Annotated in this window: 27 protein-coding genes, 1 tRNA gene and 2 pseudogenes; 17 read left to right on the forward strand and 13 right to left on the reverse strand. The window is 54.2% G+C overall.

The genetic code is table 11. The annotated features are described in order from the left end of the window. The first annotated feature begins 778 nt into the window (after positions 1 to 778). From JJ917_12485 to JJ917_12495, 3 genes are all read left to right on the forward strand, one after another. A complete protein-coding gene (locus JJ917_12485) occupies positions 779 to 1036 on the forward strand; it encodes a hypothetical protein (GenBank protein MBO6699642.1) in 258 nt (85 codons plus the stop codon). A gap of 4 nt (positions 1037 to 1040) precedes the next feature. Beyond that, positions 1041 to 2318 carry a relaxase gene (locus JJ917_12490; protein MBO6699643.1) on the forward strand — a complete coding sequence of 426 codons (1278 nt, stop codon included), beginning with the start codon at positions 1041 to 1043 and terminating at the stop codon, positions 2316 to 2318. A 95-nt stretch (positions 2319 to 2413) separates the two neighbouring features. Next, entirely contained in the window at positions 2414 to 3139 is a 726-nt protein-coding gene (locus JJ917_12495; protein ID MBO6699644.1) for a hypothetical protein, read from the forward strand. 14 nt (positions 3140 to 3153) lie between these two features. Here the strand turns inward: JJ917_12495 and JJ917_12500 are convergent, their stop codons facing one another. The 8 genes from JJ917_12500 to JJ917_12535 all read right to left on the reverse strand — a co-directional run bounded on the left by JJ917_12500 (position 3154) and on the right by JJ917_12535 (position 10128). Further along, the gene (locus JJ917_12500; GenBank protein ID MBO6699645.1) at positions 3154 to 3444 is read right to left on the reverse strand and encodes a hypothetical protein; all 291 of its coding nucleotides are present in this window, start codon (positions 3442 to 3444) and stop codon (positions 3154 to 3156) included. After that, positions 3441 to 3743, reverse strand: a complete 303-nt coding sequence (locus JJ917_12505; protein MBO6699646.1) for a hypothetical protein — start codon at positions 3741 to 3743, stop codon at positions 3441 to 3443. The genes JJ917_12500 and JJ917_12505 overlap by 4 nt, the downstream gene beginning before the upstream one ends. Positions 3744 to 3758: 15 nt before the next feature. Then, positions 3759 to 5381 carry a type IV secretory system conjugative DNA transfer family protein gene (locus JJ917_12510; GenBank protein ID MBO6699647.1) on the reverse strand — a complete coding sequence of 541 codons (1623 nt, stop codon included), beginning with the start codon at positions 5379 to 5381 and terminating at the stop codon, positions 3759 to 3761. A gap of 15 nt (positions 5382 to 5396) precedes the next feature. After that, a complete protein-coding gene (locus JJ917_12515) occupies positions 5397 to 5696 on the reverse strand; it encodes a hypothetical protein (protein ID MBO6699648.1) in 300 nt (99 codons plus the stop codon). A gap of 192 nt (positions 5697 to 5888) precedes the next feature. Then, positions 5889 to 6296, reverse strand: a complete 408-nt coding sequence (locus JJ917_12520; protein MBO6699649.1) for a hypothetical protein — start codon at positions 6294 to 6296, stop codon at positions 5889 to 5891. 137 nt (positions 6297 to 6433) lie between these two features. After that, the gene (locus tag JJ917_12525) at positions 6434 to 7249 is read right to left on the reverse strand and encodes a hypothetical protein (protein MBO6699650.1); all 816 of its coding nucleotides are present in this window, start codon (positions 7247 to 7249) and stop codon (positions 6434 to 6436) included. After that, a complete protein-coding gene (locus tag JJ917_12530; GenBank protein MBO6699651.1) occupies positions 7242 to 9494 on the reverse strand; it encodes a hypothetical protein in 2253 nt (750 codons plus the stop codon). The genes JJ917_12525 and JJ917_12530 overlap by 8 nt, the downstream gene beginning before the upstream one ends. 49 nt (positions 9495 to 9543) lie before the next feature. Beyond that, positions 9544 to 10128, reverse strand: a complete 585-nt coding sequence (locus JJ917_12535) for a hypothetical protein (GenBank protein ID MBO6699652.1) — start codon at positions 10126 to 10128, stop codon at positions 9544 to 9546. A gap of 114 nt (positions 10129 to 10242) precedes the next feature. Here JJ917_12535 and JJ917_12540 point away from each other — a divergent pair, with 114 nt between their 5' ends. Continuing rightward, positions 10243 to 10989: a hypothetical protein gene (locus JJ917_12540; GenBank protein MBO6699653.1), complete on the forward strand. Its 747-nt coding sequence runs from the start codon at positions 10243 to 10245 to the stop codon at positions 10987 to 10989. Here the strand turns inward: JJ917_12540 and JJ917_12545 are convergent, their stop codons facing one another. Beyond that, positions 10990 to 11337 carry a hypothetical protein gene (locus JJ917_12545; GenBank protein ID MBO6699654.1) on the reverse strand — a complete coding sequence of 116 codons (348 nt, stop codon included), beginning with the start codon at positions 11335 to 11337 and terminating at the stop codon, positions 10990 to 10992. It abuts the gene before it with no gap. A gap of 176 nt (positions 11338 to 11513) precedes the next feature. Here JJ917_12545 and JJ917_12550 point away from each other — a divergent pair, with 176 nt between their 5' ends. Then, positions 11514 to 12092: a recombinase family protein gene (locus JJ917_12550; protein MBO6699655.1), complete on the forward strand. Its 579-nt coding sequence runs from the start codon at positions 11514 to 11516 to the stop codon at positions 12090 to 12092. A gap of 52 nt (positions 12093 to 12144) precedes the next feature. On the opposite strand, the gene JJ917_12555 is transcribed toward JJ917_12550, so the two are convergent. Then, positions 12145 to 12600: a hypothetical protein gene (locus JJ917_12555; GenBank protein ID MBO6699656.1), complete on the reverse strand. Its 456-nt coding sequence runs from the start codon at positions 12598 to 12600 to the stop codon at positions 12145 to 12147. Between the two features lie 456 nt (positions 12601 to 13056). Here JJ917_12555 and JJ917_12560 point away from each other — a divergent pair, with 456 nt between their 5' ends. From JJ917_12560 to JJ917_12575, 4 genes and pseudogenes are all read left to right on the forward strand, one after another. Next, the gene (locus JJ917_12560; protein ID MBO6699657.1) at positions 13057 to 14865 is read left to right on the forward strand and encodes an AAA family ATPase; all 1809 of its coding nucleotides are present in this window, start codon (positions 13057 to 13059) and stop codon (positions 14863 to 14865) included. Further along, positions 14855 to 16699, forward strand: coding sequence for an ATP-dependent helicase (locus tag JJ917_12565; GenBank protein ID MBO6699658.1), 1845 nt, complete (start codon positions 14855 to 14857; stop codon positions 16697 to 16699). Before JJ917_12560 ends, JJ917_12565 begins: the two co-directional genes overlap by 11 nt. Before the next feature lie 251 nt (positions 16700 to 16950). Continuing rightward, on the forward strand, positions 16951 to 17547 hold the full coding sequence (locus JJ917_12570) for a hypothetical protein (protein ID MBO6699659.1): 597 nt from the start codon (positions 16951 to 16953) through the stop codon (positions 17545 to 17547). After that, positions 17544 to 17987, forward strand: a pseudogene (locus tag JJ917_12575) (recombinase family protein). The gene JJ917_12570 and the pseudogene JJ917_12575 overlap by 4 nt, the downstream one beginning before the upstream one ends. A 105-nt stretch (positions 17988 to 18092) precedes the next feature. On the opposite strand, the gene JJ917_12580 reads toward JJ917_12575, so the two are convergent. Further along, positions 18093 to 18299: a hypothetical protein gene (locus JJ917_12580; GenBank protein MBO6699660.1), complete on the reverse strand. Its 207-nt coding sequence runs from the start codon at positions 18297 to 18299 to the stop codon at positions 18093 to 18095. Here JJ917_12580 and JJ917_12585 point away from each other — a divergent pair. Next, positions 18240 to 18566: pseudogene (locus JJ917_12585) on the forward strand (recombinase zinc beta ribbon domain-containing protein). The gene JJ917_12580 and the pseudogene JJ917_12585 sit on opposite strands and share 60 nt — an antisense overlap. Positions 18567 to 18638: 72 nt before the next feature. On the opposite strand, the gene JJ917_12590 reads toward JJ917_12585, so the two are convergent. Both JJ917_12590 and JJ917_12595 read right to left on the reverse strand, forming a co-directional pair. Further along, on the reverse strand, positions 18639 to 18821 hold the full coding sequence (locus JJ917_12590) for a hypothetical protein (GenBank protein ID MBO6699661.1): 183 nt from the start codon (positions 18819 to 18821) through the stop codon (positions 18639 to 18641). Positions 18822 to 19047: 226 nt separating this feature from the next. Next, a tRNA-Ser gene (locus JJ917_12595) sits at positions 19048 to 19136 on the reverse strand. A 312-nt stretch (positions 19137 to 19448) separates the two neighbouring features. Between JJ917_12595 and JJ917_12600 the strand changes: the two genes are divergently transcribed. The 7 genes from JJ917_12600 (at position 19449) to JJ917_12630 (ending at position 25290) form a co-directional block, all read left to right on the forward strand. Further along, the gene (locus JJ917_12600) at positions 19449 to 20150 is read left to right on the forward strand and encodes a 50S ribosomal protein L21 (GenBank protein MBO6699662.1); all 702 of its coding nucleotides are present in this window, start codon (positions 19449 to 19451) and stop codon (positions 20148 to 20150) included. A gap of 77 nt (positions 20151 to 20227) precedes the next feature. Beyond that, positions 20228 to 20497: a 50S ribosomal protein L27 gene (gene rpmA, locus JJ917_12605; GenBank protein ID MBO6699663.1), complete on the forward strand. Its 270-nt coding sequence runs from the start codon at positions 20228 to 20230 to the stop codon at positions 20495 to 20497. A 93-nt stretch (positions 20498 to 20590) separates the two neighbouring features. Continuing rightward, positions 20591 to 21097: a GNAT family N-acetyltransferase gene (locus JJ917_12610; GenBank protein ID MBO6699664.1), complete on the forward strand. Its 507-nt coding sequence runs from the start codon at positions 20591 to 20593 to the stop codon at positions 21095 to 21097. Next, positions 21098 to 22150 (forward strand): GTPase ObgE, encoded by a 1053-nt coding sequence (gene obgE / locus JJ917_12615; protein ID MBO6699665.1) that lies wholly within the window; start codon positions 21098 to 21100, stop codon positions 22148 to 22150. Beyond that, positions 22138 to 23364: a glutamate 5-kinase gene (locus tag JJ917_12620; GenBank protein MBO6699666.1), complete on the forward strand. Its 1227-nt coding sequence runs from the start codon at positions 22138 to 22140 to the stop codon at positions 23362 to 23364. The genes obgE and JJ917_12620 overlap by 13 nt, the downstream gene beginning before the upstream one ends. Positions 23365 to 23411: 47 nt before the next feature. Then, complete coding sequence (locus tag JJ917_12625; protein MBO6699667.1) at positions 23412 to 24656, forward strand: glutamate-5-semialdehyde dehydrogenase; 1245 nt, start codon at positions 23412 to 23414, stop codon at positions 24654 to 24656. Further along, entirely contained in the window at positions 24619 to 25290 is a 672-nt protein-coding gene (locus JJ917_12630) for a nicotinate-nucleotide adenylyltransferase (GenBank protein ID MBO6699668.1), read from the forward strand. Before JJ917_12625 ends, JJ917_12630 begins: the two co-directional genes overlap by 38 nt. The last annotated feature ends 34 nt before the right edge of the window (positions 25291 to 25324 follow it).

Genomic DNA, 25324 nt, shown 5'->3' on the forward strand with positions numbered 1-25324 from the left:
GCAAAGCCGTTTTGGCCTTGGATTTTGGTGCCAATGCCAGACGAGCTGGCGGGGTTGTCGTCCGGCTGGTCGTCCGAATGTGGCTGCAGATCAGAGGTTTTGAGCACTATGGTTTGCGCCGCCCGCGTGTCGTGAAACGAAGATTGTCACTGCACACAGATCATAGAGCCAAGCGGCACCTGCTGGGCGAAGTTCCGCACGACATGGTTACGGGCTAGGGTAAATTGAGAGCGTTGGATCGCATCCGCGTCCAGCCGTCGGTTGCCGAGCGTCCTAAATCGCGATGGCTGAGAGGGATGTGACGACTTCGAACCCGATAAGGTTGCAGTCACCTGATGCTCGTTCCGCCAGTCGGAGGTAATTGGCTATGGCGGACCTCCGAGGAGAGAGTCCGAACCTTGCTGACCTTGATGTTTTCAAAGAACTGGAACGATGGGAAGCAATTTTACAAACCATGCCAGAATTATATGGGGATGATGCAGAGGACTGCGATGAGGATATCGCGCCCCCCGATCTGACGCCTGATCTTTAGCGTTTCACCTGTCCATTCTTTGCCGCGCTTTCACCCAATCCGGTGAGCGCGCCTTTTTAGTTTTCAACATCTTCAATTTTACCCCAAAGCGGATCGCAATACGCGGTCCGCACTCCTCGACCTATGCCGCAATCAAACCGCCCAACAACCAAGCCGTTTTCGGTTCGCTTCACCGAAGCCGAGCGCGCGGCGATTGAGCAGGCGGCAGGCCATAAATCTCTGAGCGCATTCGTGCGCGAGTGCGCGTTGGAACGTGCCGGACAGAAATCCCGTAAAAGCCGCGCAACCTATGCGCCGAGCGAAACCAGAACAGAGCTTGCAAGAATTCTTGCGCTTCTTGGTCAATCCGGCGCAGCGCAAGCCCTCTCTGAATTGCAGGCGCTTGCAAGGCATGGCGCACTTCCCCTCTCACCAGAAACGGAGCAGCAAATCGCTCTTGCGTGCGATGACATTCGTACAATCAAAAATATCCTACTCGCGGCGCTTGGCCTGAAGAAAGGCTGAGCCTGTGATTATTGTCGGATCAGAACGCGGCAGTGCAAAGGAGCTTGCCACGCACCTTTTGAATGACCGAGATGGGAACGAGCACATTTCAGTTCATGAGTTGCGCGGCTTTCTATCAGATGACCTCGAAGGTGCGTTCGAAGAGTCGTATGCAATCTCGCGCGGAACAAAATGCAGAAAGCACCTGTTCTCCGTGTCGTTGAACCCGCCATCGCATGAAGAGGTGGACATACAAGGCTTTGAAGACGCCATAGAGCGCGTTGAGCAGGTCAACGGTCTGACGGGACAACCGCGCGCTATCGTGTTTCATGAGAAAGATGGACGCCGTCATGCGCATGCGGTTTGGTCCCGTATTGACGCCGAAACAATGACAGCCAAGAACCTGTCCCACTACAAGCTCAAGCTACAGAGCGTCAGTCGTGAGCTATACCATGAACATGAGTGGCGCATGCCGGACGGTCTCGCCCGCAAAGGTGCAGGTGACCCGCGCAGTTTCAGCTTAGCTGAGTACCAGCAGGCAAAACGCATGGAAATCGACCCGCGCGATTTGAAGGGTGCTATTCAAGATGCCTATGCGACCAGCGACAGCGCCGCTGCCTTTGCGCATGCATTGTCAGAGCGCGGTTATATGCTTGCCAAGGGTGACAGGCGTGGTCATGTCGCCGTCACGCCCGAAGGCGAGGTGCTGAGCATCTCTCGTTACGTTGGCAAGAAGGCAAAGGATGTTCGTGCCAAGCTGGGCGAGCCGGATGAAACACTACCGGGCGTGGATGAAGCCAAGCGGGATATGGCCAAGGATATGCGCAAGGCCTTTATCCGGCATGCCAAGGAATCCAAATTGCAACGCGATGATGCGATGGATGCACTTCGCGAGCGCCAGAATGCGATGATCGCGCAACAACAGGCCGACAGAAAAGCGCTTGATGAGCAGCACCGCACGCGATGGATGACAGAAACCAAAGCCCGCTCAGAGCGCCTGAATTCAGGCCTCAGAGGGCTTTGGCAATGGGTGACAGGCCAGCGCTCAAAAATCCAACAACAGAACCAGATGGAGGGCCTAAAGGCGCAAGAGCGGGACAGGCAGGAGACCGATAGGATTGTTGCCAAACAACTTGCCGAGCGCCGCGAATTGGAAGCAAGACGTCAGCTTGCGCGTGAGACACACAACAAAACACTCAAAGACTTGCGGGACGACCAGAAACGCGCCCGAGAACAATTCAGGGCACGACAAGGTCATCAGGGACGCTCGCCACCACGAGATGTCCCCGAACTTGATCGTTAGTGGGGAACGAAGTGGAAGCGATTTCAAATTCTATGTTGTAGCTCTGCATACAATTCATTGCAGTTTGCGAGCGGTGTTAGGTATATTGACTGCTCATGGATGACCTCATTAGCAACGCCTTCGATCATTTAGCCCATAGTCTTAGAATTCTTCTCGAGGCCGATTTGAGAGCAAATCGCGGCGGCTTGCTGATGCTTGATCGCGATGAAGCTATCGGGAACATCGAAGGCGGATACGCTGCCGTACTCAATGCCTTCCACCGCCTGCACGACGCTGCGTCGAAATCGGACACCTCTCCAAATTTCGATTGGTACGGGAACGCGGCAACCGCAGCGATGTTAGTCCTGCGCAACGCAAGACATCACAATCACTGCTATGGCATCAGAACGCTTTACAACATTCAGGCGAACCTAGGACGACCGGGTGCATTGGAGAGCTATGTCCTTGTAGACTTCGAGCCGGCAGAAGAGGGTGCAAGCACGTTTGATCTGTATTTGTCTGCTCAGGACCTACAGAACCTTTTGGCTCTTCCCCAGCAAACCACACGTATCCGGCCTAGGGTAAGGGTCAGCATAGAGGGCTTATTGGGCTTGGAACGTTTCCAAACCTATACTGAAGACTACGGATTGAGCGCGGACAAGGCGTTCTTCAACGCGGTGCCGTTGATTGTAGCAGCGGCCTCTGTTGTATCGAAGTCTTTGCATCAGCTCATCAGACCGCGTTCGCTTGAAGGCGAGACTTACCTCTCCCTTTTTTCGACTATGCCAGACCAAGTGGTGCTCATTCACGACGTCAATTGCGGCCCATTTGCCCTGCCTTAGTTGCACTTGCTGGCTCAGCGGCTTCGTTCGAAGCGCGCTTTTGCTTTGCCTTTGGCCCATGTCTTGGCGCGTCCTTCGTTGAGGCGGTGGCGAGCATTTTCGAGACGCGAAGCAGTTTGAGAGATATCGCGCTCAAGCGATCTGTTCACCGCCTGCTTTGATTGAATTTCTAGGTCACCTCCGGGCGTCAGATGGCGCTCAACGGTTGGCTTGGGACGCGCTGCTTTGAGCGCGTCCAACCTTGCTTGTGTTGCTATCGGAGTTGAAGCGTGACCGAAGCTCTTTGAAGCTTTTTTGTCGGTCATCGCTCGATCTCGAGCTCCTGCTGATTGCTGTTTTCGGCCTTGCCCTGCTTGGCAGTCTGTAAGCGTTCTTTTGCAGTCCGCAGCGTGACCCTTCCGTCAACGGGCATGGCATCAAGAAAGATGTTGAAGCCTTCGCCATCCTTGTGCGGAAAGGCAGAACCGACACGGTTGAAATATGCCTTGTCTTCGCCGTTTTGGCGCACGTGATACGCGATATGGCTAGGACGGGCTGTCTCTTTCTCGGTTCTTGATGCCTTTCCAGATTGCGCCTGATCTTGGTTGGTGGCGTTATCGTCCATGTTGGTCTCCGTCATCTAGAGTTTGGGTTTGTAACCCTTCACGTATGACCAAGTGCCGTCGGCATGTTGGGGGAAATCGCGGAGAATTCGGGGCGCATCTTCAGTAACAATTGATACCCACCGCGCACCGAACCGTCCTTGCACACGCACTTTGTCCGCAGGCGGGTGATACGGATTGTTGAGATAACGCCCGGCCATTTCCCGGCGTGTGAAGTACGGGTATTTTTGTGCCAAGATGGGCATTAGGTTTTTGCCGGAGACGAACAGCACTTGGTGATCTTCAGGGAGCCGTAACACCTCATCGGCACTTATCAGTCTTCGCGATTGCTTGCTGCGATGATTAGCGGCCCTCTCGGCATGGGTGATGTGGTGGGCCAGTTCGAACAGATCAGAGCCACCCAAAAGCACGGATTGCAATTGATCACGCTTAACTCTTTGGGCCTGTTGCTGTGCTAGCTGATCATCGAAGGTCAGTGTTTCGTTTCCGACCATGTTTGATATTGGTAGGGCAGTTTCGTAATCACGCGCTCCGAAGAATTGGCGCATTTGGGCGGAACCCAGAAAACCTGGCAAAGCAGCTTGACCAAAGTTGCGGATAATTTGCCCGATGTCTTGGAATATCGCCCATGCGCGCACGCCAGCGCCACGCCCATAGGTAAACGCCTTCAGCAAAGCTTCAAAGCGACCTAGCTGGGCTGCCTCGTCGCAGATCAGCGTCAATCGCGGCGCAGATGGCGCGCGTGATTTAGTTTGCATCGCTACAGTGAAAATCAAGCGAATAGCTGGTGACCACAGGGATAGAAATTCGGCCGGGCAATTGACGAATAGCTTGATCCCGTGGAGCGGGGATGTCTCGGCAAAGCGACGTAGGTCGATATCCGAGCGAGACAAAGCGTCAGCCAGCTTTGGATCATCCAGAAAGCTCAGATGCGTATAAATCTCTCCCATGATCGAGCCGAACTCCTTCGGCGCATCTTGCTGCTTAGCCAGCATTTCACCAGCCACCCGGCGCACTTCCATGAACTGAGAGGCAAGCATGGTTTCAAGGATTGCGGCCCACGCCTGTCCATCGCTCTCAATGACATTGATAATGCGGTAAAGCGCAGGCAACGACATTGCCCCATGATGCTCAATGCCATGCTTCAAGATGGCTGCCAGCCAAACCCGGGCCGCAATCTCAAAATACTGCCCGTTCGATGAACCAGACAGCGGAATCAGGCTTTCCGCGACCGCTTTGCAATCCGAGTGGAAGTACGGCAATGATGGATCAAGAACATCAAGCGGGTTGCAGGCGTGACAGGGAAGACTTGCAATCCCCATTGGGTTGAAGCTGTAGGCATAGTCTCCGTTAGGGCCGTGAATGCCCCGCGAGACGGCATTAGCTTCTCCCCGAGGATCAAGAACGATCATGTTCTCCCCGGGAGAATTGCAAACGACATAGCCAAGCAAGTCACGGAACTTTCCAGACCCGGCTCCACCGATGGTAATCATCGGTGCATCCCCATCTAAGAATATTGGGTGGCCATCAAAGTAGCCAATCGGCAGCCCCTTGCGCTCGAACAAACGCGCACGGCGTATCTGGTGCCGGTTGGCCCAACGGCTTGAGCCGAAACGATGTTCTTCATTGAAGGCTCCCATTGTCCGCTCCGAACTCTAGTCAACAAAACGCATAAAAAGCTTGAGCCCCAAGCCGATCAGCACGAGCGAAAGACTTGCAAGAGAGGCGAAAAAGACAAGCCCGGCTACTATTAGAAGCCAAGCAATCTCAACGGCTGCTAGCAGGTCGCGCGAGTAGTGGTTCACCGTGAATTGACCGACAAACAAGTGGGACCAGTTCGTTAGTATCGGTGTCGCGAAAAACGTGATGACAAGCGCGGAAACGCTAGAGAATCCTTCAACCGCTCGAACGAACAGGGAGCGCAAGCGGTCTTTGTTTTTGCTGTCGAGAAACATTGAGAACCTCTCATGGACATGGCCAAATGGTCGATGGTCGTAGTCCAACCTTGAGAGGTGAAGCGGTCCTGCTTGGGAGAAAACGAGGGGAAACGATCGCGGTATTCATGCGCAAATTTCCGCCAAACCAATGCAGAAAAGCCCACTGTGCAGCGGGCTTTTCGTCTTCGATTTTATGGCAAGTCCTACGCGCTACGTACTGCGTGCGAGATGAATGTCACGGGCAAAGTACATCGCCATCACCCGGTTTACGCATTTTTCCTGCAGGCGATTGGACTGCGGTGATGAGGCCCGTTGTTTGAATGCGTTGATCCAACGACGAGCCTCTTCGCCAAACTCGTCTTCGACAAACCATTTTGCCTTGTCGATCCGATGTCCGTTGTAGTCGATGAGTTCACCATCATGACCATGATAAATTTGGTCCAAAATCCAATCCACCGTGTCGTCGCCGGACAGATTGAGATCGACATAGAAATGCGCAAGCTCGGCAAGCCATTCGGGGTTCTTGATGAATCGCTTGCTAGGAGAGCGGATAGTCTCCCGGCAAACAGGCGTTCGAGTGGTTGGCGTTGTGAGATAGAAATTTTGGTTCCCTTTCATGGGGTGCTCCACAGAATGTGGAGAGCTCTCCGGGTTGAGGCCTATGGACTGTCTAGACCTCGAAAACCTGCCCGATCACAGGCATGGAGCGAGAGGGTAGAAAGGGGGTAATCTCTATAACACTCTGAAAATTTTACTTATTTTCCTGAATCGATGAGATCGAGCGCCTGAATTTCGAGAGCAACGATCTCGGCATCGTCCGTGTTTCCAACGGCGCGAAGTTGCTCCAAGTGGAACTCCAGCGCCTTCCGCAGAACCCGTTCAGCCTTTGGAACACCTTCAAGTCTCAACTCTCGAAGTCTTTGCACCGTGGGTCCAGAGACCGAGACCGATTTGTCGTTCTGGCCATGTTCGGCAAAAGACACCGATAGGACCATCAGGGCGTTTATGTATGTAAACTGCAAGTCCGGGTGCTCATTGGCGACTTCTAGGACAGCCACTGCTTCCAACGCAGCATCTACCGCCTTTGCAGCTTGGGAGAGTTCACCCCAGCAGTGTGAGATGAGCAACCAGCTCTCAGCAAGTTCTGCCGTTGTTTCAGGCTTTGCCTGCCAATCAGTAGACTTGTAGAGACGCACGGCTTCGCAACCGGACTTATAGGCGTCTTGCAGACCGCCAAGTTCAAAGCACGCTTCACCGAACAACACATGCGCCTTTGCAAGCGACAGCTTGTGAAGCTCCGGCTGCGCTCTATCCAATGCTTCGAAGATGAGCAGTGCCTCGTGGGCCGCACTTTTCGAGAGCTCAAAATCTTTCGCGCTTCTGGCCAGTGTTGAGAGGTTGACGAGCGCGTCACTAAAATCTCTGCCATGTCCGTGCGGATCATCCGCATAGAGCTTCCGGCGCATGGACACAGTTCTTTGTATGTTCGACAGCGCCTCTTGCGTCTCGCCGCTCAAAGCCTGCGCTTTGCCCAAATTATGCAGTGCACGTGCGAGGTCAGACTTAACCATTGCCACGCTCCTTTTTCTGTATCTCTTCAAGAATGGCGACCGCTTCGGCGGCCAATTGAGTAGCTTCTTCAGATTGCCCCTCTGCCATCTTGAGATCAGCAGCGTTCGTCAAGGAAATCGCGAGCCCACGACGCTCCTCGTCCGGCGCGTTCTTAGCGATACGCCGTCGCAACTTCAGGGCTTGTCGGCTAATCTCGGCTGCTTTCTCAGTCTGACCGACCATACCCAAGCAATTCGCATAGTTGCCAAGGGAAATAGCCAACGCGCGTTTGTCTGCGTTGTCTGACCAAGGCCAAAAAGCTGCTCTGCGTCTTAATATTATGCAACGCTGGTGAGCATTGAGAGCTTCTTCATTTCGTCCAATACTCTGAAGGTTGTTTGCAAGACTGTGCAGCAAGCTCGCTTTCTCTTTTGAGGTTTCGGCGTGCTCGATAATCGAAGAGATCAGCTTGATGGCAAATGGAGCAGAAAGGCTTGTGTGCTCGCGGTAAGCGGCACCCTGAAAAGCTTTCGTGCCCCCATGCTCAGCGTCGAGCATCTTCAGCATCAACTGGTCTAAGGCCCGACGATAACGCTCACCGTGAATTGAAACATCGAACAACAATCGGCCCACAACAGCGCCGACATCCGCACCATGCGGGGTCATGACGAAAACCAACCATTCGGGCAAACGAGATATTTTTGCGTTCAAGAGGGTGAGCGCCAGAAACGCGACCGCAATACGATCGGGAGAGAGCTTCTCAAGAACGCCGTCCTGCGCATTGTTCTCGGCAACCCACCACGGTGTTTTGGCCAGAGCATCAATGAGCGCCTGACCGTGAAGGTCGAGAGGCAGTCCATTGTCGCGGAGTGTCTCAATAGCTGACTGACTCAGACCCTCTTGTGAGACTGTGGCCAAAGCCAGAAGCCGTTCAAGGCCGTAATCTCCTAGACCGACGCTCTTTGAGTACGCACGAACCCGATCAATCTCGATTTGCGCTAGCGCTTCCAAAACCGCAGCACCGTTCAGGCCGAAGGCGTCATCTGGAACCAAAAACGCGTGGACAGCGGCAGCAGTCGCAAACAGCGGCAGACAATGCTGCTCATCCATTTCCAGCCAATCTCGCACATGATCTGGCAGTTGCCGTTCGGAATTGGTCATGCCGACGAGCTTGCTGAACGCTTGGCTCACGAGAGCATGAGCGTCTTCGGTGCCCAGCGCGCTCGTTGCGTTTGCGGGCTGAACCGAAAAACGGTGTCCCAACGCAGTTGATGCATGTCTCCAATGCGCTTCATCCAAACGAGAAAGCAGCAATATGCGGACACTAACATGGGCCTCTGATCTGTCGCGCAGGCCATCAACTAAGGCCTGCACAAACCCCATGCGTTCTTCAGGGTCGTCGATGACAAGCAGCACGCCGTCCATTGGCGTGAAGAACGCCGTGACCCCATCGCTGTCTTTACCCAAAAATCCGGCGTTCCACTTTTGGCCTTTCGCGCTCAACCGAGAGACCAGCTTAGAGGCAAGACGCGTCTTTCCAGAACCGCCAACCCCGCTGAGGAGCCGGATCGAAAGCTCTCCCGGTGAATCTTCAGCCCACTTAACCAGAGCGTCCACATCCGCATGGCGCCCCACCAGTTTGGTCAGCCTGTACCGCCAAGACAGCGCCTTTGCAGGGCTGGGTTGCCCAGCATCGAGAATAGAGCCCAGTGGTTCAGAGAGTTCCGGTAGGCTTGCCGCCTCTGCATCACAGCTGAACAGCAAAGGACCAATGTTGAAATCCCGCTCGTCTCGGATCAGCGGGGTGTATTCGTCACGCGTAAGGTTGAAACGCACATGGAGTGGTTGCCCAAAAACGGCTTGGTCAATTTGTGCAGCAAAGGGTACTCGAGCCTCGTCGAGGTGAAACCAATAATAGATCGCGGTGGTGAAGTCCCAATCGCCTTTACCATTACCTTTTGGAAGCTGCTCGTATCTATTGAGAGAGTTTCCGACCGGGTCTCTTTCGCTTTCTCTCTGCGTCTTCGTTTTTGGTCTTAGACCGGTTTCGGCGGCTACCATTGAGAAAACATGGTGAACCTGTTCGGCCGTCCCTTCGATCTCTGAGCCGTCGGGATGTCTAAAAGTGTTGCGATTCTTGTAGTTTTGAACCTGCTTATAGATCGCCTTGAAAAGAGTGAGACGGTTTTCAGTTTCGTGCTGACTAATGTTTTTGTCGATATGCTCTATGAGCGAAGCAAAATCTTGATACCCCAAACGAAGCAATTAGAACCCCATAAGCAGCGATAGGCAGGCTGTTTGAACGATAGCTTATTTATTCTGGCGGTGTAATGCCCAACTCTTCATAGGTATCCAAGTCCGGGCTTCCGTTTCTGTAGTACTCGACATGATAGACCTCTCCGGTCTCTGCATCACGGTGGATTACGGCAGGCCCGTTCTCCCGGTGAAGATGGTCCTCGAACCAATATTCTTCCTCCACCACAACGCCTGTTTGCGGGTCCATCACTAACCAGGCCGGTCGATCCCCATCGCGGTGCATTCGCTCATTTGCATCCCAAATCTGCAGCGTTGCGGTGCCAGACTTTGCGTTACGTGCAATGGTCGAAGGGGCCTCTGGGTCGCCATTGGCTCCGTTTTTCCATTTTTCATAAGTTACAATGCCGGATTGCGAGTCGATCGACATTGAAGATAGGCCGTCTTCCCGGCAACTGGTTGAGTCATCCTTGTAATACGTTAGCCCAATCAGCTCGCCGCTCTCTGCATTAAATTGTTGAACAGCCGGGCCGCCGACTCGATGCAGTTGTCCACCCTCATTGAACCATCGTTCGGCAATGACGTTCCCGGTTTTTGAATCGCGCTCGATCTCGACTTGATATTTCTCTTTATTCGTAAATTCCATATACGAATAACATAGTAAAACATGATTAATATTTTGTTAAATCGATGTTTAAATGAAATTTGTATTTCATAATACATTTCTGTAAAATAGTATAAGTCAAATATATGAGGGTGTATGCGCAGCTATTTAGCTGATTTTAATGACAGATCACGCGATCTTTCTGGCGAACGTCAGGCGATTGAGCTTGATGGTCTAAACGCTGCGCGATCCGGTTTCGACAATGGCAGGAATGCAAGCCAACTTGCTGCTCTCGGCTCCGATGCGCTTCCAATCAACAAGCGCGGCAAGGATGCGGGCAGTGATGCGCTGGACATCATTCTCACGACGATCTCCTACGATGAACTACTTTCTCGCACCTATGGACGTTTGGGAGAAGCAGAGACCGCTGTCGACGTATTGATCACACTGGCGACCGAGCGCTTTGAAGCCGAACAAGCCAGACTGGACGATCTCGAAGCGCAGGCGGCGCAATTGCCGGACGGCACATTGGTTGCTCGCTCAGAAGAGGGGCATATTGTTGCTATCGAAAGCGGCCGACGCCTCACCGATGAAGAGGCCGCCACAATTATCTGGCGCGGCGATGAACCTGACCTTGAAACGATCCGAGCGCAGCAAGAGCGAACCGTTGCCGCTCGTGATGTATTGGATCGCGCACGCAGCAATGAAATCCGGTTAGGCGATATCCGCGAAGAGCTCTCCGAGCAGCCGAGCCGCGAGCGCTTGCACGAGTTGGAAGACGAGATTGAGGGTATCGTGCAGGATACGAGGTCCGATCTTCAACTCATATCTGGCCCGCCAAGTGCCGCGCCTACCGTGTCAGATCAACGCGATCTTTCCAGCCAAGCTATGCCGGAAATGTAGTCAGTTCGGCCTCGGCAATTGCCCGCAAGCTTTCTCGACATAAGCAAGGATGACGCTTTCCGGTGTGAACTGCCGAAAATCGTCCATGATGTTTCTGATTTCTTGTTTGCGCGCATCAGGCTGGCTTCCATACCAATCATTGATGCAGCGCGCGGTGTTTGGCGAAACCTGCGTTGCCACAACCGCGATCATCACGACTCCATTTGCGATGAAGGCATCCTGCGCACTTTCCTCCCACCCCATAAACGTTGCCATCTCCGGAGAGATTTCGGGCTGGCTTTGTGCATACCCTTGTGTGGCGGAAAGGGCGATTAGGCTTGATAGTGCAAGTGCTTTTGCGTGTAACATAAGCGATTGATTTTGTTACAAGAAAGGCAAAGCGCTATGAATCTATCAAAACAGGCATATTGTGACTCATTTCCGCCCTTTTGGCGGATTTGGGTGAAGTTCGAACGCCCAAAACCCATGTCATCAAAAAGGATCGATATCGGGACATCTGAAATCGCAAATTTCAGAGGCCGCCGATGTTGACGAAACACTTGAAAGACCGGACAGGGCGTATCTATGGCTATGCGCGGGTGTCTACTAAAGACCAGCGCTTGCGGGCGCAGCGAGACGCACTCAAAGCCGCTAAAGTAGACCGCATCTTTGAAGACAAAGTGAGCGGGGCGAAATCCAGCCGCAAGGGTCTTGATGACCTCATGTCCCATCTAAAGCCCGGGGATTGCCTGATCACGTGGCGGCTCGATCGCCTTGGACGATCAACTCAGCATTTATCTGAGCTGCTAGTATACTTCCGGACACATGATATCGGGTTCGTATCGCTGTCGGAAGGGATCGACACGACCACGCCGGGCGGCAAGCTGATCTATCATGTCTTCGCCGCGTTTGCTGAGTTCCAGCGCGATATCATCATCGAAAACACCATGTGCGGGTTGGATTCTGCCCGTAAAGCAGGCAAGCCGCTCGGAAGGCCTCGGGTGCTTGCTGCGCACCAAATTATCGAAGCACGTCAGATGATCGAGTCGGGTAAGCATTCAAAGGCGCAAATCGCAGACTATTTAGGCGTTTCACGGATGACGCTCTATCGGGCGGTGGCTTGAACAGGAATTGGGCGACCTTGCAGGCTATCGTGCGGCAAGATCGCATGTTTCATCACTTGAGTAACCGAACCTTCGGCATAAGGCCTTCGGGTACATAACATGTTGGATCGAAGGCCACGATCTCAGCGATGATCGCCCTAAACTCGTTGGCGTCATTCAGGCTCGTTTCTGGTGGCTCACCATAAACCTCGCAGTACGCTTCGTAGACATTGAAGATCGAGTGCATGGCTTTGCGCCGTTCGCCTACATCATGCCGACCAAACATTTTCGGCAGGGGATAGTCTTCGGTGGCTGCTTCGAAGAAATGCTCCGCCAATCGCCACAGCACCGGGAAATGCTTGTCTCGGCATCGGGTGTTGTAGCTCGGGTTCATAAGATAGGCGACATGCCTATCCAGCTCTGAGGCCCAATAGGTGTACAGCAAACCTCGCGATAAGCTGTCTGCGCGTTTTTGAAATGTGTTTTGGTGGATAAGTAGGCGTAGCCAAGTAGGTGTTTTGATCCGCATGTCGTTCTCCTCTGATCAAGAGCTGAGAGGTCTCAGCGAAAACAGAGAACGCTTTTGATGATCTGGTGTTGGGCGGTCTTCTGGGAGAAACCGTAGGCGATTTTTTAGCGTGGTCAGATTGGGGTCAGTGAACCGGGTCAGCTAGGTGTCATCGGTGATTAAGATTCAGGCTGTTTTGCATTTTTAAGGAAGGCAAGATGTGGGTTGTCATACAACCCTTCTTGTACTGCGGGCGGCTGCGCCGTCCTCGGCAAGGGAGACGCTGCGCTCTCCCGTTGCATCCCTCTGGCTTTGTGGCATGCTCCGGCATTGAGCCTTGAACGCCATAGTCTGTTTTCTTTGATATATTGGAATCAATCGGCGCGAAACAAAGCATATGGTTGGCTTGTGCCAGTTAGCTTGTGATATGGTAGGGTAAATTTACATCTCTTCGAAGTAAGGATAGCGCGTTTTTATATGAAGGTTTCACATGTAAGCATAAAAAATTTCCGTGGCATTCGAAGTGCCAACATTACGCTCAGAGATTCGCAAATATTTCTAGGCGACAACAATACTGGGAAAACCACTGTTCTCGAAGCGCTCGATCTCGCGCTAGGACCGGATCGACTGAGACGTTCACCTCCAATCGACGAGCACGATTTTTTCAAGGGAGATTATTTACCTTCAAACGAACAAATACCTATTGGTCAACAGATAGCAGAAGGTGACTTCTCGAACTGTGACAAAATATTCAACGATGAAAACACCAATACGATTGCAGTCTTGGTGCAGTTAGTTGACCTCACCGACGAGCAAAAAGCTGCATTTGGCGGACGTTGTGAATATTTTTCTAAAGCACAGAATAGATTTTTAGGCGTTGGTGAGATCGCGAATGTTGATGCTGACGATGTGACCGAGTGTCTACGCGTCATATTCCTAGGTCATTACGACATTGAAATAGATGATTTCGTTGGGCAGACATATTACTTTAAAGAGCTCTTTTCCGAGCAAGCCGATGAAGTCCGTAAGAAGCAAAAGCAGCTAATTGGATTTTTATATCTGCGTTCGTTGCGCACAGGCTCGAGAGCGTTGAGCCTAGAAAAGGGGAGCCTTCTAGACATCGTGCTTCGCGCGCGAGAAGTTAAACCCAAAATGTGGGAAGACGTACTCGACCGCCTTGATAAAGCTAAAATCCCAATAGACGCTGAGGACGAAATTGGAACTGTCCTAAAGGATGTACAGACCGCCATCAATCGATATGTGCCGAAGGAGTGGGGTTCGGCGCCTACGCTAAAGGTGTCTCGCATGACGCGTGATGATTTGCGTCGTACGATCGTGGCGTTCATAGAAACGACAGGAGACCACAACGCGCCGTATTTTCGCCAAGGGACGGGCACTTCAAATATGCTCGTTCTGGCACTCTTGTCTATAATTCGAGACAACAAGCAGAATGTAATTTTTGCGATGGAAGAGCCCGAGACCGCAATTCCCCCTAATGTTCAAAAACAGGTTGTGAACGAGATCATTGAGAACTCTGATCAGGCTATTTTCACTTCGCACTCACCCTACGTTATTGAAGAGTTTAGCCTTAGCCAAATAGCGGTCCTTGCAAATAATGGCAGCGGCGGCGTTGCGCAGCATACTATCTCAATTGCAGACCCCAGTACCTATAACTATCATCAATACTTTCGAAGCCAGCTCTGTGAAGGTCTTCTTGCTCGAAAAGTGGTTATATGTGAGGGCGCGACGGAAGTCTCAATTCTTATCGGACTTTCTCGCCAACTCGCGAAATTGAAACCCACAAAATACGCCGACTTGTCTGCATTGGGCTACTGCCTGATAAATTCTCAAACCGATTCACAAATACTAAATCACGCGGGCGCGCTTTCCGGATTAGGCAAGCACATATCAGTTTTTTGCGATGCGCAAGAGCAAGGTGAAGAAGCGGCAATTAGGGCTGCAACGAGTGAGGCTTTCATTCACAGTTATCAACGGGTCGAAGATTTGTTGATAGATAATATTGCGGCAACGGCTAAGGCTCGATTGGCGGCGGATTTCAATTGGCCGGATTTTGTAATTGACACGATCCCATCCCCACAGAGTGATATCGACGGTGCATTGAGGCGCTACCTCAAAAAGACAAAGGGCACGGGCGGTGCAGTGTCAGTCCTTTCGCATTGCCATGAAAACGAAATTCCGCAGTTCCTACGCGACATGATCGAGAGGCTCACTTCGCTTGCTCGACCGCCTACCAACGATTCAAATGATACCGAAAATGGCGTTTGAACTAAGCGATCGTCAGAAGGATTTTCTAGATGCCAACGGAAACACGTTAGTTACTGGTGGAGCCGGTTCAGGTAAGACAACGATCGCAATTCTGAAAGCTGCTGCGCTCTCGCATACACTTAATTATGAAAGCCAAAAAATTCTATTTCTAAGTTTCGCGCGCCCGACAATTGCGCGTGTAGAAGAGGCGATTCAGAAAAACGCAGACATAACCAAGCGGGAAAAATCTTGTATCGAGGTCGATACATATCACTCTTTTTTTTGGCGACTTATCAAGTCGCACGGTTACCTTCTCGGTCTACCGCATACAATTGAAATTCTAGAAGGCTATAACGAGGCTGAATTACTTTTACCGCTGCGGGAGAAATTTGGCGGCAAGCCGAAACAGAACGATACATTGAATTATGAGTCATACATCAAAGAATTGAATGAAACTCGTTGGAATGTTGCAACTCAAAATGGAAAAATCGCTTTCGATCTTTTTGCACCGACGGCTGCAAAGCTGCTCAGCGATTGTTCCCGCATTCGGAATCTGACAGCCCTCAAATATCCATACATAATACTGGATGAGTTTCAGGATACCGATGGTGCTCAGTGGAATGCTGTCACAGAGCTAGGGAAATCCATCACCCTTGTCGCGCTAGCGGATCCCGAGCAGCAAATATATCGTTGGAAAGGTGCGGATCCGCAGCGACTAGCGCAGTACGTGTCGAACTTCTCACCTACAGTAGTTGATTTTCAACAAGCGAACTTCAGGAGCGCAGGGACGGACATCGCGAACTTCGGAAACGAAATACTGACACAGTCATTCTCCAAGACGTCAACAGGCTACAACGGTATCGAAATACGGAAGTACGGGGGTGCGAGCTTCTGCAACAAACAACAGTCTTATATGCAGCTTAACCTTGCCATCATTGAGGCCCGAAAGAGGTTGGTTCAAAGTGGGAAACAAGATTGGTCACTCGCGATCTTGACCGGAAGCAAGGATACCACAAAGAAAGTCTCGGAACTGATGAGCGCCCCGCCCAGCGGCTGCGCTAAACACACTCATCGGCCTATTTTTGACCTAGATGCCGCCATTCTTGGGGCCGCTATCGTCAGTGCTTTGTTGGAACAAAACGATACCACCGATGGGCAAAGGCGCTTCATCGACGCAGTTTTGAGATTTTTGCGAGGACGAAACGGGGACAGCAGGCCGAAGGCAGACTACATTAGGAAAGCGGCGGATATCGAGGCAGATTTTTCCAAGTATCTCCTAAATTCAACGTCGTTATCAGCGCAGAAAGTCTGCTCGAAGCTGCTGCGGGTTCATGGAGAAATCTGTAAGCAGCCTTTGACCGGTGATCCGGCCCAAGACTGGATAACAGTTCGTCAGATTTTGGAAAATTCTAATGACGCTAGGCTTCGGGACGCGAGCACTTCAACGCGATTTCTTCGACTAATCGAACGGAACACCGACCTTAGGAGCCTTTTAAAGAATGACTGGCAAGAAAATGGCGCTTATGAAAATGCATTCAGATTGGTTAGTGACGCATTCGTACAGGAGCATTTTTCATTAGGGAAAAAACCAGAGAACGGCCTTCTTGTTATGAATATACACAAATCCAAAGGAAAAGAATTTGATGAGGTGATCCTTTTCGACGGATTTAATAATCACAATCCGAGAACTGGGGAAATATTTCCGAGCGAATTTTCCCGAATTTGTTTTAGCAATGCAGTGAACGACGATACAAAGCAAAATTTCCGAGTCGCGGTTACGCGGGCGCGAAATAAAACCACTATACTGACGCCACGTTTCCTTCCCTGTGCTTTGCTCGATAATCTTGCCGATTAATCTAAAAATATTGAGATTTTTAGCGCTTATCTAACCTCACTTTCAAGCTTACATCAAATCCGTGGACGCGCTGCTGTCGGTCAATCATCTTGCCGCCGCTGCTCTTCGTTTGCGGTCTCCCGAGAAGATGATGGACCGATCCCCGGCCTTTGATCGAGCCGTCCTGTTTGTGACGCCACTGCTATGCAGTTGGCGGCTCTTTCTTTTCGCTGCGCTATAGGTTTCGGACGCTCGCCGCTTGGCAGAGGTTCATGCGCGGGGAAGTTTCTTTTTTGATCAGCTTCGCTGCGCTTAGTGGGGAGCGCCGTATGATAGTATTGAATTATCTTGCTTTTTATCAAAATAGAGAACATTATAGGAACAAATACCTAGAAGTGCGCCCGCATTTTGGTGTCTTGGTTGATCCGCGTTTCGCCGTGAATGATCCCAAAGCCAGAATGACGGGCGTTTTTTATGCCATTGCCTTTGAACCCAAGATCAAGGCGTGGTTTCCCGCTCATCTTGATTGCACGTCAGTGCAGCTTTCCAGCGCGAGACCGCGCCGGAAAGAATTTGCCATGAAACATCATTACCACCCGCAGCCAGCCGTTTTGGATTGCGATGAATACCGCGCCTATATCGCGCCGCTCGGATTGAGTCGCGAGCAGGAAGACGAACTCCTGCGCGACCTTTGGGCGATCACGGAAACACTCGTCGATCAGTGTTTCACATCTCCGACTTATCCGCAGCAATTCACTATCGCTGCGCATGCCTTTCGTGCGCTCGATGACGCCGTTGCGATAAAATCGAAGGAGCAACACGAGACGGACACCGTAAGAGAAACCAAAAGACACAAGGAGGAGCTATGAGCATTGCCGTTATTTACACGCGCGTATCCAGCAAGGCGCAATTAAAGAAGGGCGATGGTCTGGCCTCACAGGAACGACGCTGCCGGGAGTTTGCCGCCTATAAGGATTATGAGGTTGCCGAGGTCTTTGCCGATGAGGGGGTGTCGGGTGGTCTAGCAGATCGCCCCGGTATGAAGGCCATGCTGAGCTGGCTGCAAAAGCACCGCAGCGCCGAGCCTGTCGTGCTGATCGATGATGTCTCACGGTTGGCCCGGGATACCGAAGTACACCGCAAGCTGCGCAATGCCTTTGGCGCGATTGGAGCACGGCTTGAATGCCCGTCCATCGAGTTCGCCGACGACGCGCACAGCCTGTTGCTGGAGAACATGGTGGCTAGCATGGCGCAGTTTCATCGCCAGCATAACGGCGAGCAAGTTGAAAACCGTATGAAAGCACGGCTGCTAAATGGCTATTTCACTTTCTGGGTACCGACTGGCTATCGCTATGAACGCATCAAAGGCCATAGCGGTAAGTGCATCGTCCGCAGTGAGCCAGAGGCGTCGTTGTTACAGGAAGCGCTTGAGGGCTTCGCCACTGGACGGTTCCAGACACAGGCCGATGTGAGACGCTTCCTTGAGCCGCATCCGATTTTCGCGCGGGATAAGAAAGGCGAGATACATCCGCAGCGCATCACAAACCTGCTCACCAACAAAATCTATGCAGGCTATTACGAATATCGTCCGTGGAACGTGCCACTGACCAAAGGCAAGCATGAGCCATTGATTTCATGGGAGACGTTCCAGCGCATTCAGGCGCGTTTGAACGAAGGTGCCGTCATTCGCTCAAAGCCGGATACAGAGAACGATTTCCCGCTCAAGGGCTTTGTGACATGCGGGTGCTGCGAACGGCCTCTCACGGCTTACTATGCCAAGGGACGCAGCAAGCGCTATCCATACTATGAGTGCTTCAACAAAGCGTGCGATTTTCACCGTAGATCCATTCGGAAAGAGGTCATTGAAGGGGAGTTTGAAACTCTCATCCAATCCATGCGCCCACATGCGAGCCTCATGTCCACTGTCTCAGCAATGTTCCGCACGATCTGGAACGCGCAGTTAAGCGGCTTCGAAACCAAACGCACCGAGCAGAAGCTGGCCTTGAAGGGTATTGCCGCCAAAATCAGCAGGCTTACGGATCGCCTCATCGAGACAACCAATGAAAGTCTCATCAGGAATTACGAAGATAAGCTGGAGAAGCTCGAAACCGAGCGCGCGACGATTTCTGAGAATCTGGCCCAAAAGCCTGATCTGACACATGACTTCGATACAGGTTTTCGAACCGCGATGAATTTTCTCGCAAACCCTTGGAAACTATGGGTTTCTGATGACCCGACCCATCGCAAGAGCCTTATCAAAATGGTGTTTGCGGCCCCATTACCGTACCACCGAAATCAAGGGTTTCGAACCGCGAAAACCACTAGCCCTTTCAAGGTGTTAGCGGGCATTTCAGACGGTGAAAAAGAAATGGCGGAGAGACAGGGATTCGAACCCTGGGTACGCAAAGCGCACAACGGTTTTCGAGACCGCCCCGTTCGACCACTCCGGCATCTCTCCGCATCACTTCAGCTGGTGGTCACGCCGAAGCGGGGCTACCGATAGAGCAAACCCATTGACAAACGCAAGCGCCGATTGGCTGATTTGAGCGCCAGTTTGCTTGACAAGGATCGCGGTTTTGCGCTTATAGCGCTGCAGATGAAAGCGCGGGCCGGTTCCCGCGCCTTTTTTCGTCTGGATCAAGCCTCCCCCCCATTTGGCCTGAGCCAGACGCACACGACCACCCCCGTGGGACTGAACAAGAAGCTTTGGGCGGGTTCGCAACGTTTTCGCGCGCCTGACACCATCGCACCGAACACAAAGGAAAAGACGATGTTCGCAGTCATCAAAACGGGCGGCAAACAATACAAGGTTGCCGCCGATGACGTTATTCAAATTGAAAAGCTCGGGCTTGAGCCGAGCGATCAGGTTGTTTTCGACAACGTGCTGATGGTCGGCAACGATGCCGATGTAACCGTCGGTGCGCCGCTGGTTGAAGGCGCAAGCGTTGTTGGCGAGCTGGTTGAGAACAAGCGCGGCAAGAAGATCATCATCTTCAAGAAGCGCCGTCGCCAGAACTCCCGCCGCAAGAACGGCCATCGCCAGGAGTTTTCGGTGGTCAAGATCACCGACATTCTGACCGGTGGTGCGAAACCGAAAGCTACCAAGAAAGCGGCGCCGAAAAAGGCTGAGGCCAAAAAAGCCGATGAGGCGCCCGCCAAACCGGCTGCTGAAAAGCCTGCTGCGAAAAAAGCTGCACCTAAGAAAGAGGCGCCCGCCGCTTCGACCGGTGATCTGCCCGAGGGTGCGCTGTTCGCCGCACCGGAAGGTCCAGCCGATGATCTGAAGAAGATCTCCGGCGTTGGCCCTGTGCTTGAGAAAAAACTGAACGCGCTGGGCATCACCACCTTCGCGCAGGTTGCAGCCTTTACACCGGACGACATCGCCAAGGTTGACGATGCGCTGTCCTTCAAAGGTCGCATTGAACGTGATAACTGGCTGGAACAGGCCGCTGAATTCGCCAAAGGCGAATAAGACACACTAGCAACGCGATTTCGCGAGCGCAAAAGTCGGACAACTTTTGCTGAAATCGCTTAGAAGGACCCCGATCCATGGCACATAAAAAAGCAGGCGGTTCATCCCGCAATGGTCGCGATACCGCTGGTCGCCGTCTTGGCGTGAAAAAGTTCGGTGGCGAAGTCGTCGTCGCCGGCAACATCGTCATCCGCCAGCGCGGCACCAAATGGCATCCGGGCGAGAACATGGGGATGGGCAAAGACCACACCCTGTTTGCGCTGACCGATGGTACGGTGTCGTTCGCCAAGAAGCGCGACGGCAATACCTATGTTTCCGTCCTCCCGATGGCCGAAGCTGCCGAATAGGCTGCCTCGACACGGGTGCGGCCTCCCCTTGAGGATGCCGCAAGCAGGTTCAAAGGGAGGCGCAAGCCTCCCTTTTTTGTTTAGAGTTGTCCTATGACCTCGAAATCCGCCGTTTCGCTTCGACCCTATCAGCTCAATGACGCTGATCGGCTTGCTGTGCTTCTGAACGATCCTGATGTGACAGCGATGACGGCGTCCATTCCCTACCCGTATGCCCGCTCGGACGCTGAGGCGTTTTTGTCCAATGCGCGCAATGAAGAGGGCCGCCTTGTTGGCCGGGCTATTGTGCTCAATGGCGAGTTGGTCGGCGGCGTCGGCCTCGGTCCGCGTCCGAATGGCCGCGAGGAGCTCGGCTATTGGGTTGGTAAGGCCTATTGGGGACAAGGCATTGCCACACGCGCGGTGGCGCTGTTTCTTGATGTGCTGCGTGAGAATGGCATCGAAGGCCCGATCCATGCGGCGACGGTGCGCAGCAATGAAGCCTCGCAAAAGGTTTTGCTCTCCAATGGCTTCGTCTTCACCGGCGAGGGTGAATGCATCACGCCGGCGCGCGACACGCCCAAACAGCCCTCCAACGACTATATGCTGGAGGCGCTTTAGATGAAGTTTCTCGACCAAGCGAAAATCTACGTCAAAGCCGGAGACGGCGGGGCGGGCTGCGTGTCATTCCGGCGCGAAAAATACATTGAGTATGGCGGGCCCAATGGCGGTGACGGCGGGCGTGGCGGTGATGTGTGGGCGGAGTGCGTTGCCGGTCTCAACACGCTGATCGACTATCGCTACCAACAGCATTTCAAGGCCAAGAAGGGCATGCACGGCATGGGCCGCGATCGCAACGGCGCCAAGGGCGATGATGTGGTGCTGCGCGTTCCAGCGGGCACGCAGATCATCCATGCCGAGACCGATGAAGTGCTGGCCGATATGACGGAAATCGGTGAGCGGGTGCTGCTCTTCAAAGGCGGCAATGGCGGTTTTGGCAACGCGCATTTCAAGTCGTCCACCAATCAGGCGCCGCGCAATGCCAATCCAGGCTTGGAAGGCGAAGAAGCCTGGCTCTGGCTGAAACTGAAACTGATCGCCGATGCCGGGCTGATCGGCCAACCCAATGCCGGCAAGTCGACTTTCCTGGCGGCCACCAGCGCGGCCAAGCCGAAGATCGCCGATTACCCCTTCACCACGCTGCACCCTAACCTGGGCGTGGTTGGCGTGGATGAGCGTGAGTTTGTGCTCGCCGATATTCCCGGCCTCATTGAAGGCGCCTCGGAAGGCGTCGGGCTGGGTGACCGGTTTTTGAGCCATGTGGAGCGCTGCAAGGTGCTGTTGCACCTGGTTGATGGCACGCAAGAGGATGTCGCCGATTCCTACACGGTGATCCGTGGTGAGCTCGACACCTATGGCCATGGGCTGGAAGACAAGCCGGAACTGGTGGCACTGTCGAAAGCCGATGCGCTGAGCGAAGAGGAGCGCGCCGAGAAGCTGGCGGCCTTGGGTAAAGCCTGCGGCCAGCGTCCAATGCTGGTCTCGGCGGCCAGCCGCGAGGGCGTGCCGCAGGTTTTGCGGGCCCTGATGCGGATGATTGACGGAAACTTCGGGGAAGACCTCGATGAGGCCGCGGAGTATCCTTCGCAAGAGGATGCGCCATGGGCTCCGTAAATACGTTCACGCCGCTTGCGAAGCACAAGCGCATCGTCATCAAGATCGGCTCCTCGCTGCTCGTGGACACCGACACCGGCGCCTTGAAAGAAGCCTGGTTGTCGTCCCTGGCTGATGATCTGGCGGCGCTTGCGGGGCACGGCGCGGAGATCGTGCTTGTGTCCTCCGGTGCGATTGCCATGGGCCGGGTGATGCTCGGTATGGAAGCCCGCCCCGATAGACTTGAAGATGCGCAGGCCGCGGCTGCCGTCGGCCAGATTGCACTCGGTCGGGCGTATGCAGAGGCGCTGGGTGCGCGCGATCTTGTGGCCGGTCAGGTGCTTTTGACTCTGGGCGATACCGAAGCGCGGCGGCGCTATCTCAATGCGCGGGCGACGATCCAAACGCTGCTCGCGCGCGGGGCGATACCGGTGGTCAATGAAAACGACACGGTGGCGACGAACGAAATTCGCTATGGCGACAATGACCGGTTGGCGGCCCGTGTTGCCTCGATGATCGGCGCCGATGCGTTGGTGCTGCTCAGCGATATTGACGGGCTCTACACCGCGCCGCCGAACACCAACCCAGACGCGCAGCATATTCCGCTGGTGGAAGCACTGACACCTGAGATTGAAGCGATGGCAGGTGGGGAAGGCTCCAACCTCTCGCGCGGCGGGATGAAGACCAAGGTGGATGCGGCCAAGATGGCGGTGGGCGCCGGCGCGGCGATGGTGATTGCATCCGGCAAGGTGATGAATCCACTGAAAGCCATCGACGAAGGCGCGAACGACGCGAGTATCCGTTGCACTTGGTTTGCGCCTGATGGAAACCCTGCCACGGCCCGCAAACGCTGGATCGCCGGGTCGCTCGACCCGCATGGCGATTTGATCATCGACGATGGTGCTGCACGTGCTCTGGCGCAGGGCAAGTCGCTGTTGCCGGCCGGTATCCGTGCGGTGTCGGGGGCGTTTGAGCGCGGCGATGCGGTGCGCATTGTAACGCTGGACGGTGTTGAGGTTGCGCGCGGCCTTGTCGCCTATGACAGCGAGGATGCGCAAAAGATCGCTGGGTGCAAAAGCGCTGATATCGAAGAGATTTTGGGTTATGCCGGGCGCAACGCTATGGTGCATCGGGATGACCTCGCCCTGACAGGGCGAAACACCGCTGAAGCGGTCGGTCACGCGTCAGCGAAGACCGGAGCGACAGCGGACAAAAAAGAGAATGTGGGGGCGTAGTCATGGCACTACTGGATAGCGATGCATCCGTCGATGTTGCTGATCTCATGCAGGACATGGGCGAGCGTGCCCGCGCAGCTTCGCGGGCGATTGCGCTGGCCTCAATCGAGACCAAGAACGCGGCCCTTCATGCGATCGCTGCCGGCATCCGTGCGCGGGTCGATGATGTGCTATCCGCAAACGCCCGCGATCTGGCCGGTATGCGTCAGCGGGATGTCACGGTCGCCTATCAGGAGCGTGCGACGCTGAACCCTGATCGCGTCGAAGCCATTGCGCAGGTGGTGGAAGCCATTGCTGCTTTGCCTGACCCCGTGGGCGACGAGATGGCCGCGTGGGAACGTCCCAATGGTCTGAAAATCTCGCGGGTGCGCACGCCGCTCGGTGTCATCGGGATCATCTTTGAATCCCGCCCCAATGTGACGGTGGATGCAGCGGCGCTTGCGATGAAGTCGGGCAATGCTTCGATCCTGCGCGGTGGGTCCGACACAATCGAAACCAATCAGACGCTTTACGGTGCGATCGCTGAGGGCTTGGAATCGGCCGGTCTGCCCGCCGATGTTGTGCAGCTTGTACCGATCACGGACCGTGCCGCTGTGGGCGCGCTTTTGACCGGCCTCAATGGCACCGTGGATGTGATCGTGCCGCGTGGCGGCAAGTCGCTGGTGGGTCGCGTGCAGAACGAGGCGCGGGTGCCGGTGTTTTCGCACCTGGAAGGCATTTGCCACATCTATGTCGATAAGGCTGCCGATTTGGCGATGGCAACCGAGATCGTTGTGAACGCCAAGATGCGCCGCACGTCGATCTGTGGAGCCGCGGAGACGTTGCTGATTGATCGCGCGGCAGCAGAAGCCTTCACCGCACCCCTGGTCAAAGCCTTGCAGGACGCAGGGTGTGAGGTGCGTGGCGATGAAGCTGTGCGTGCTTTGGCAGAAGGTGCGAAGCCGGCCTCAACGGAGGATTGGTCCACCGAATATGGCGATGCGATCATCACGGTCGGGATCGTCGATGGCGTGGATGGTGCTCTCGATCACATCGCGACCTATGGCTCCTCGCACACCGAAAGCATCGTCACCGAGAATGAAGCGGTCGCGGCCAAATTCTTGAACGAGTGCGATTCAGCCATCGTTATGCACAACGCCTCGACGCAATTTGCTGATGGCGGCGAGTTCGGCATGGGCGCGGAAATCGGCATAGCAACAGGCCGTATGCATGCGCGTGGGCCTGTGGGCCTCGAACAGCTGACCAGTTTCCACTATGTGGTGCGCGGCCAAGGCCAGGTTAGGCCCGCCTAGCTTGCCCGCTCCCGTCTATCCCCATGCCCGCGTGCGGCTGCCCTATGTCGCGCCCGGGCAATCGGTTGGCCTTTATGGCGGCTCGTTCGATCCGGTCCATGATGGCCATCTGTTGGTGGCTGAGCAGGCGCTGAAAGTGCTGAAGCTCGATTGGGTCTGGTGGCTGGTAACGCCTGGCAATCCGCTGAAAAACCATGATCCGGCGCACTCCTTGGAGGCACGCATGGCCGCCGTGCGCAGCCAGGCACGCCATCCGCGTCGCAAGGTGCTCAGCGTCGAGGACCAGCTTGGCGTGCGCTACACCGCTGACACGGTGGCGATGCTGACCACGATGCGTCCCGATGTGCGCTTTGTCTGGTTGATGGGCGCGGACAATCTGGCGGGCTTTCACCGCTGGTACCAATGGCGTTCCATCGCCGCGCGGGTGCCCATTGCGGTGATCGACAGGCCGGGTTCGCGCCATGCCTCACTCTCGGCGCCGGCGGCGCAGGCGATGGCGAAAAACCGGCTCGATGGCGAGGATGCCTGCCTGCTTTCCCACCTTCAGCCGCCGGTCTGGACATTCATCCGTGGCCCGCTTTCGCCGCTCTCCTCCAGCGCGATCCGGGCAGCAAACGCCTCGCAAACGGTTTGAATGTCTTGAAACGTTAAGAAATCAGCCCCACACT

It is taken from the genome of Hyphomicrobiales bacterium, assembly GCA_017642935.1.
Taxonomy (GTDB): domain Bacteria; phylum Pseudomonadota; class Alphaproteobacteria; order Rhizobiales; family MH13; genus MH13.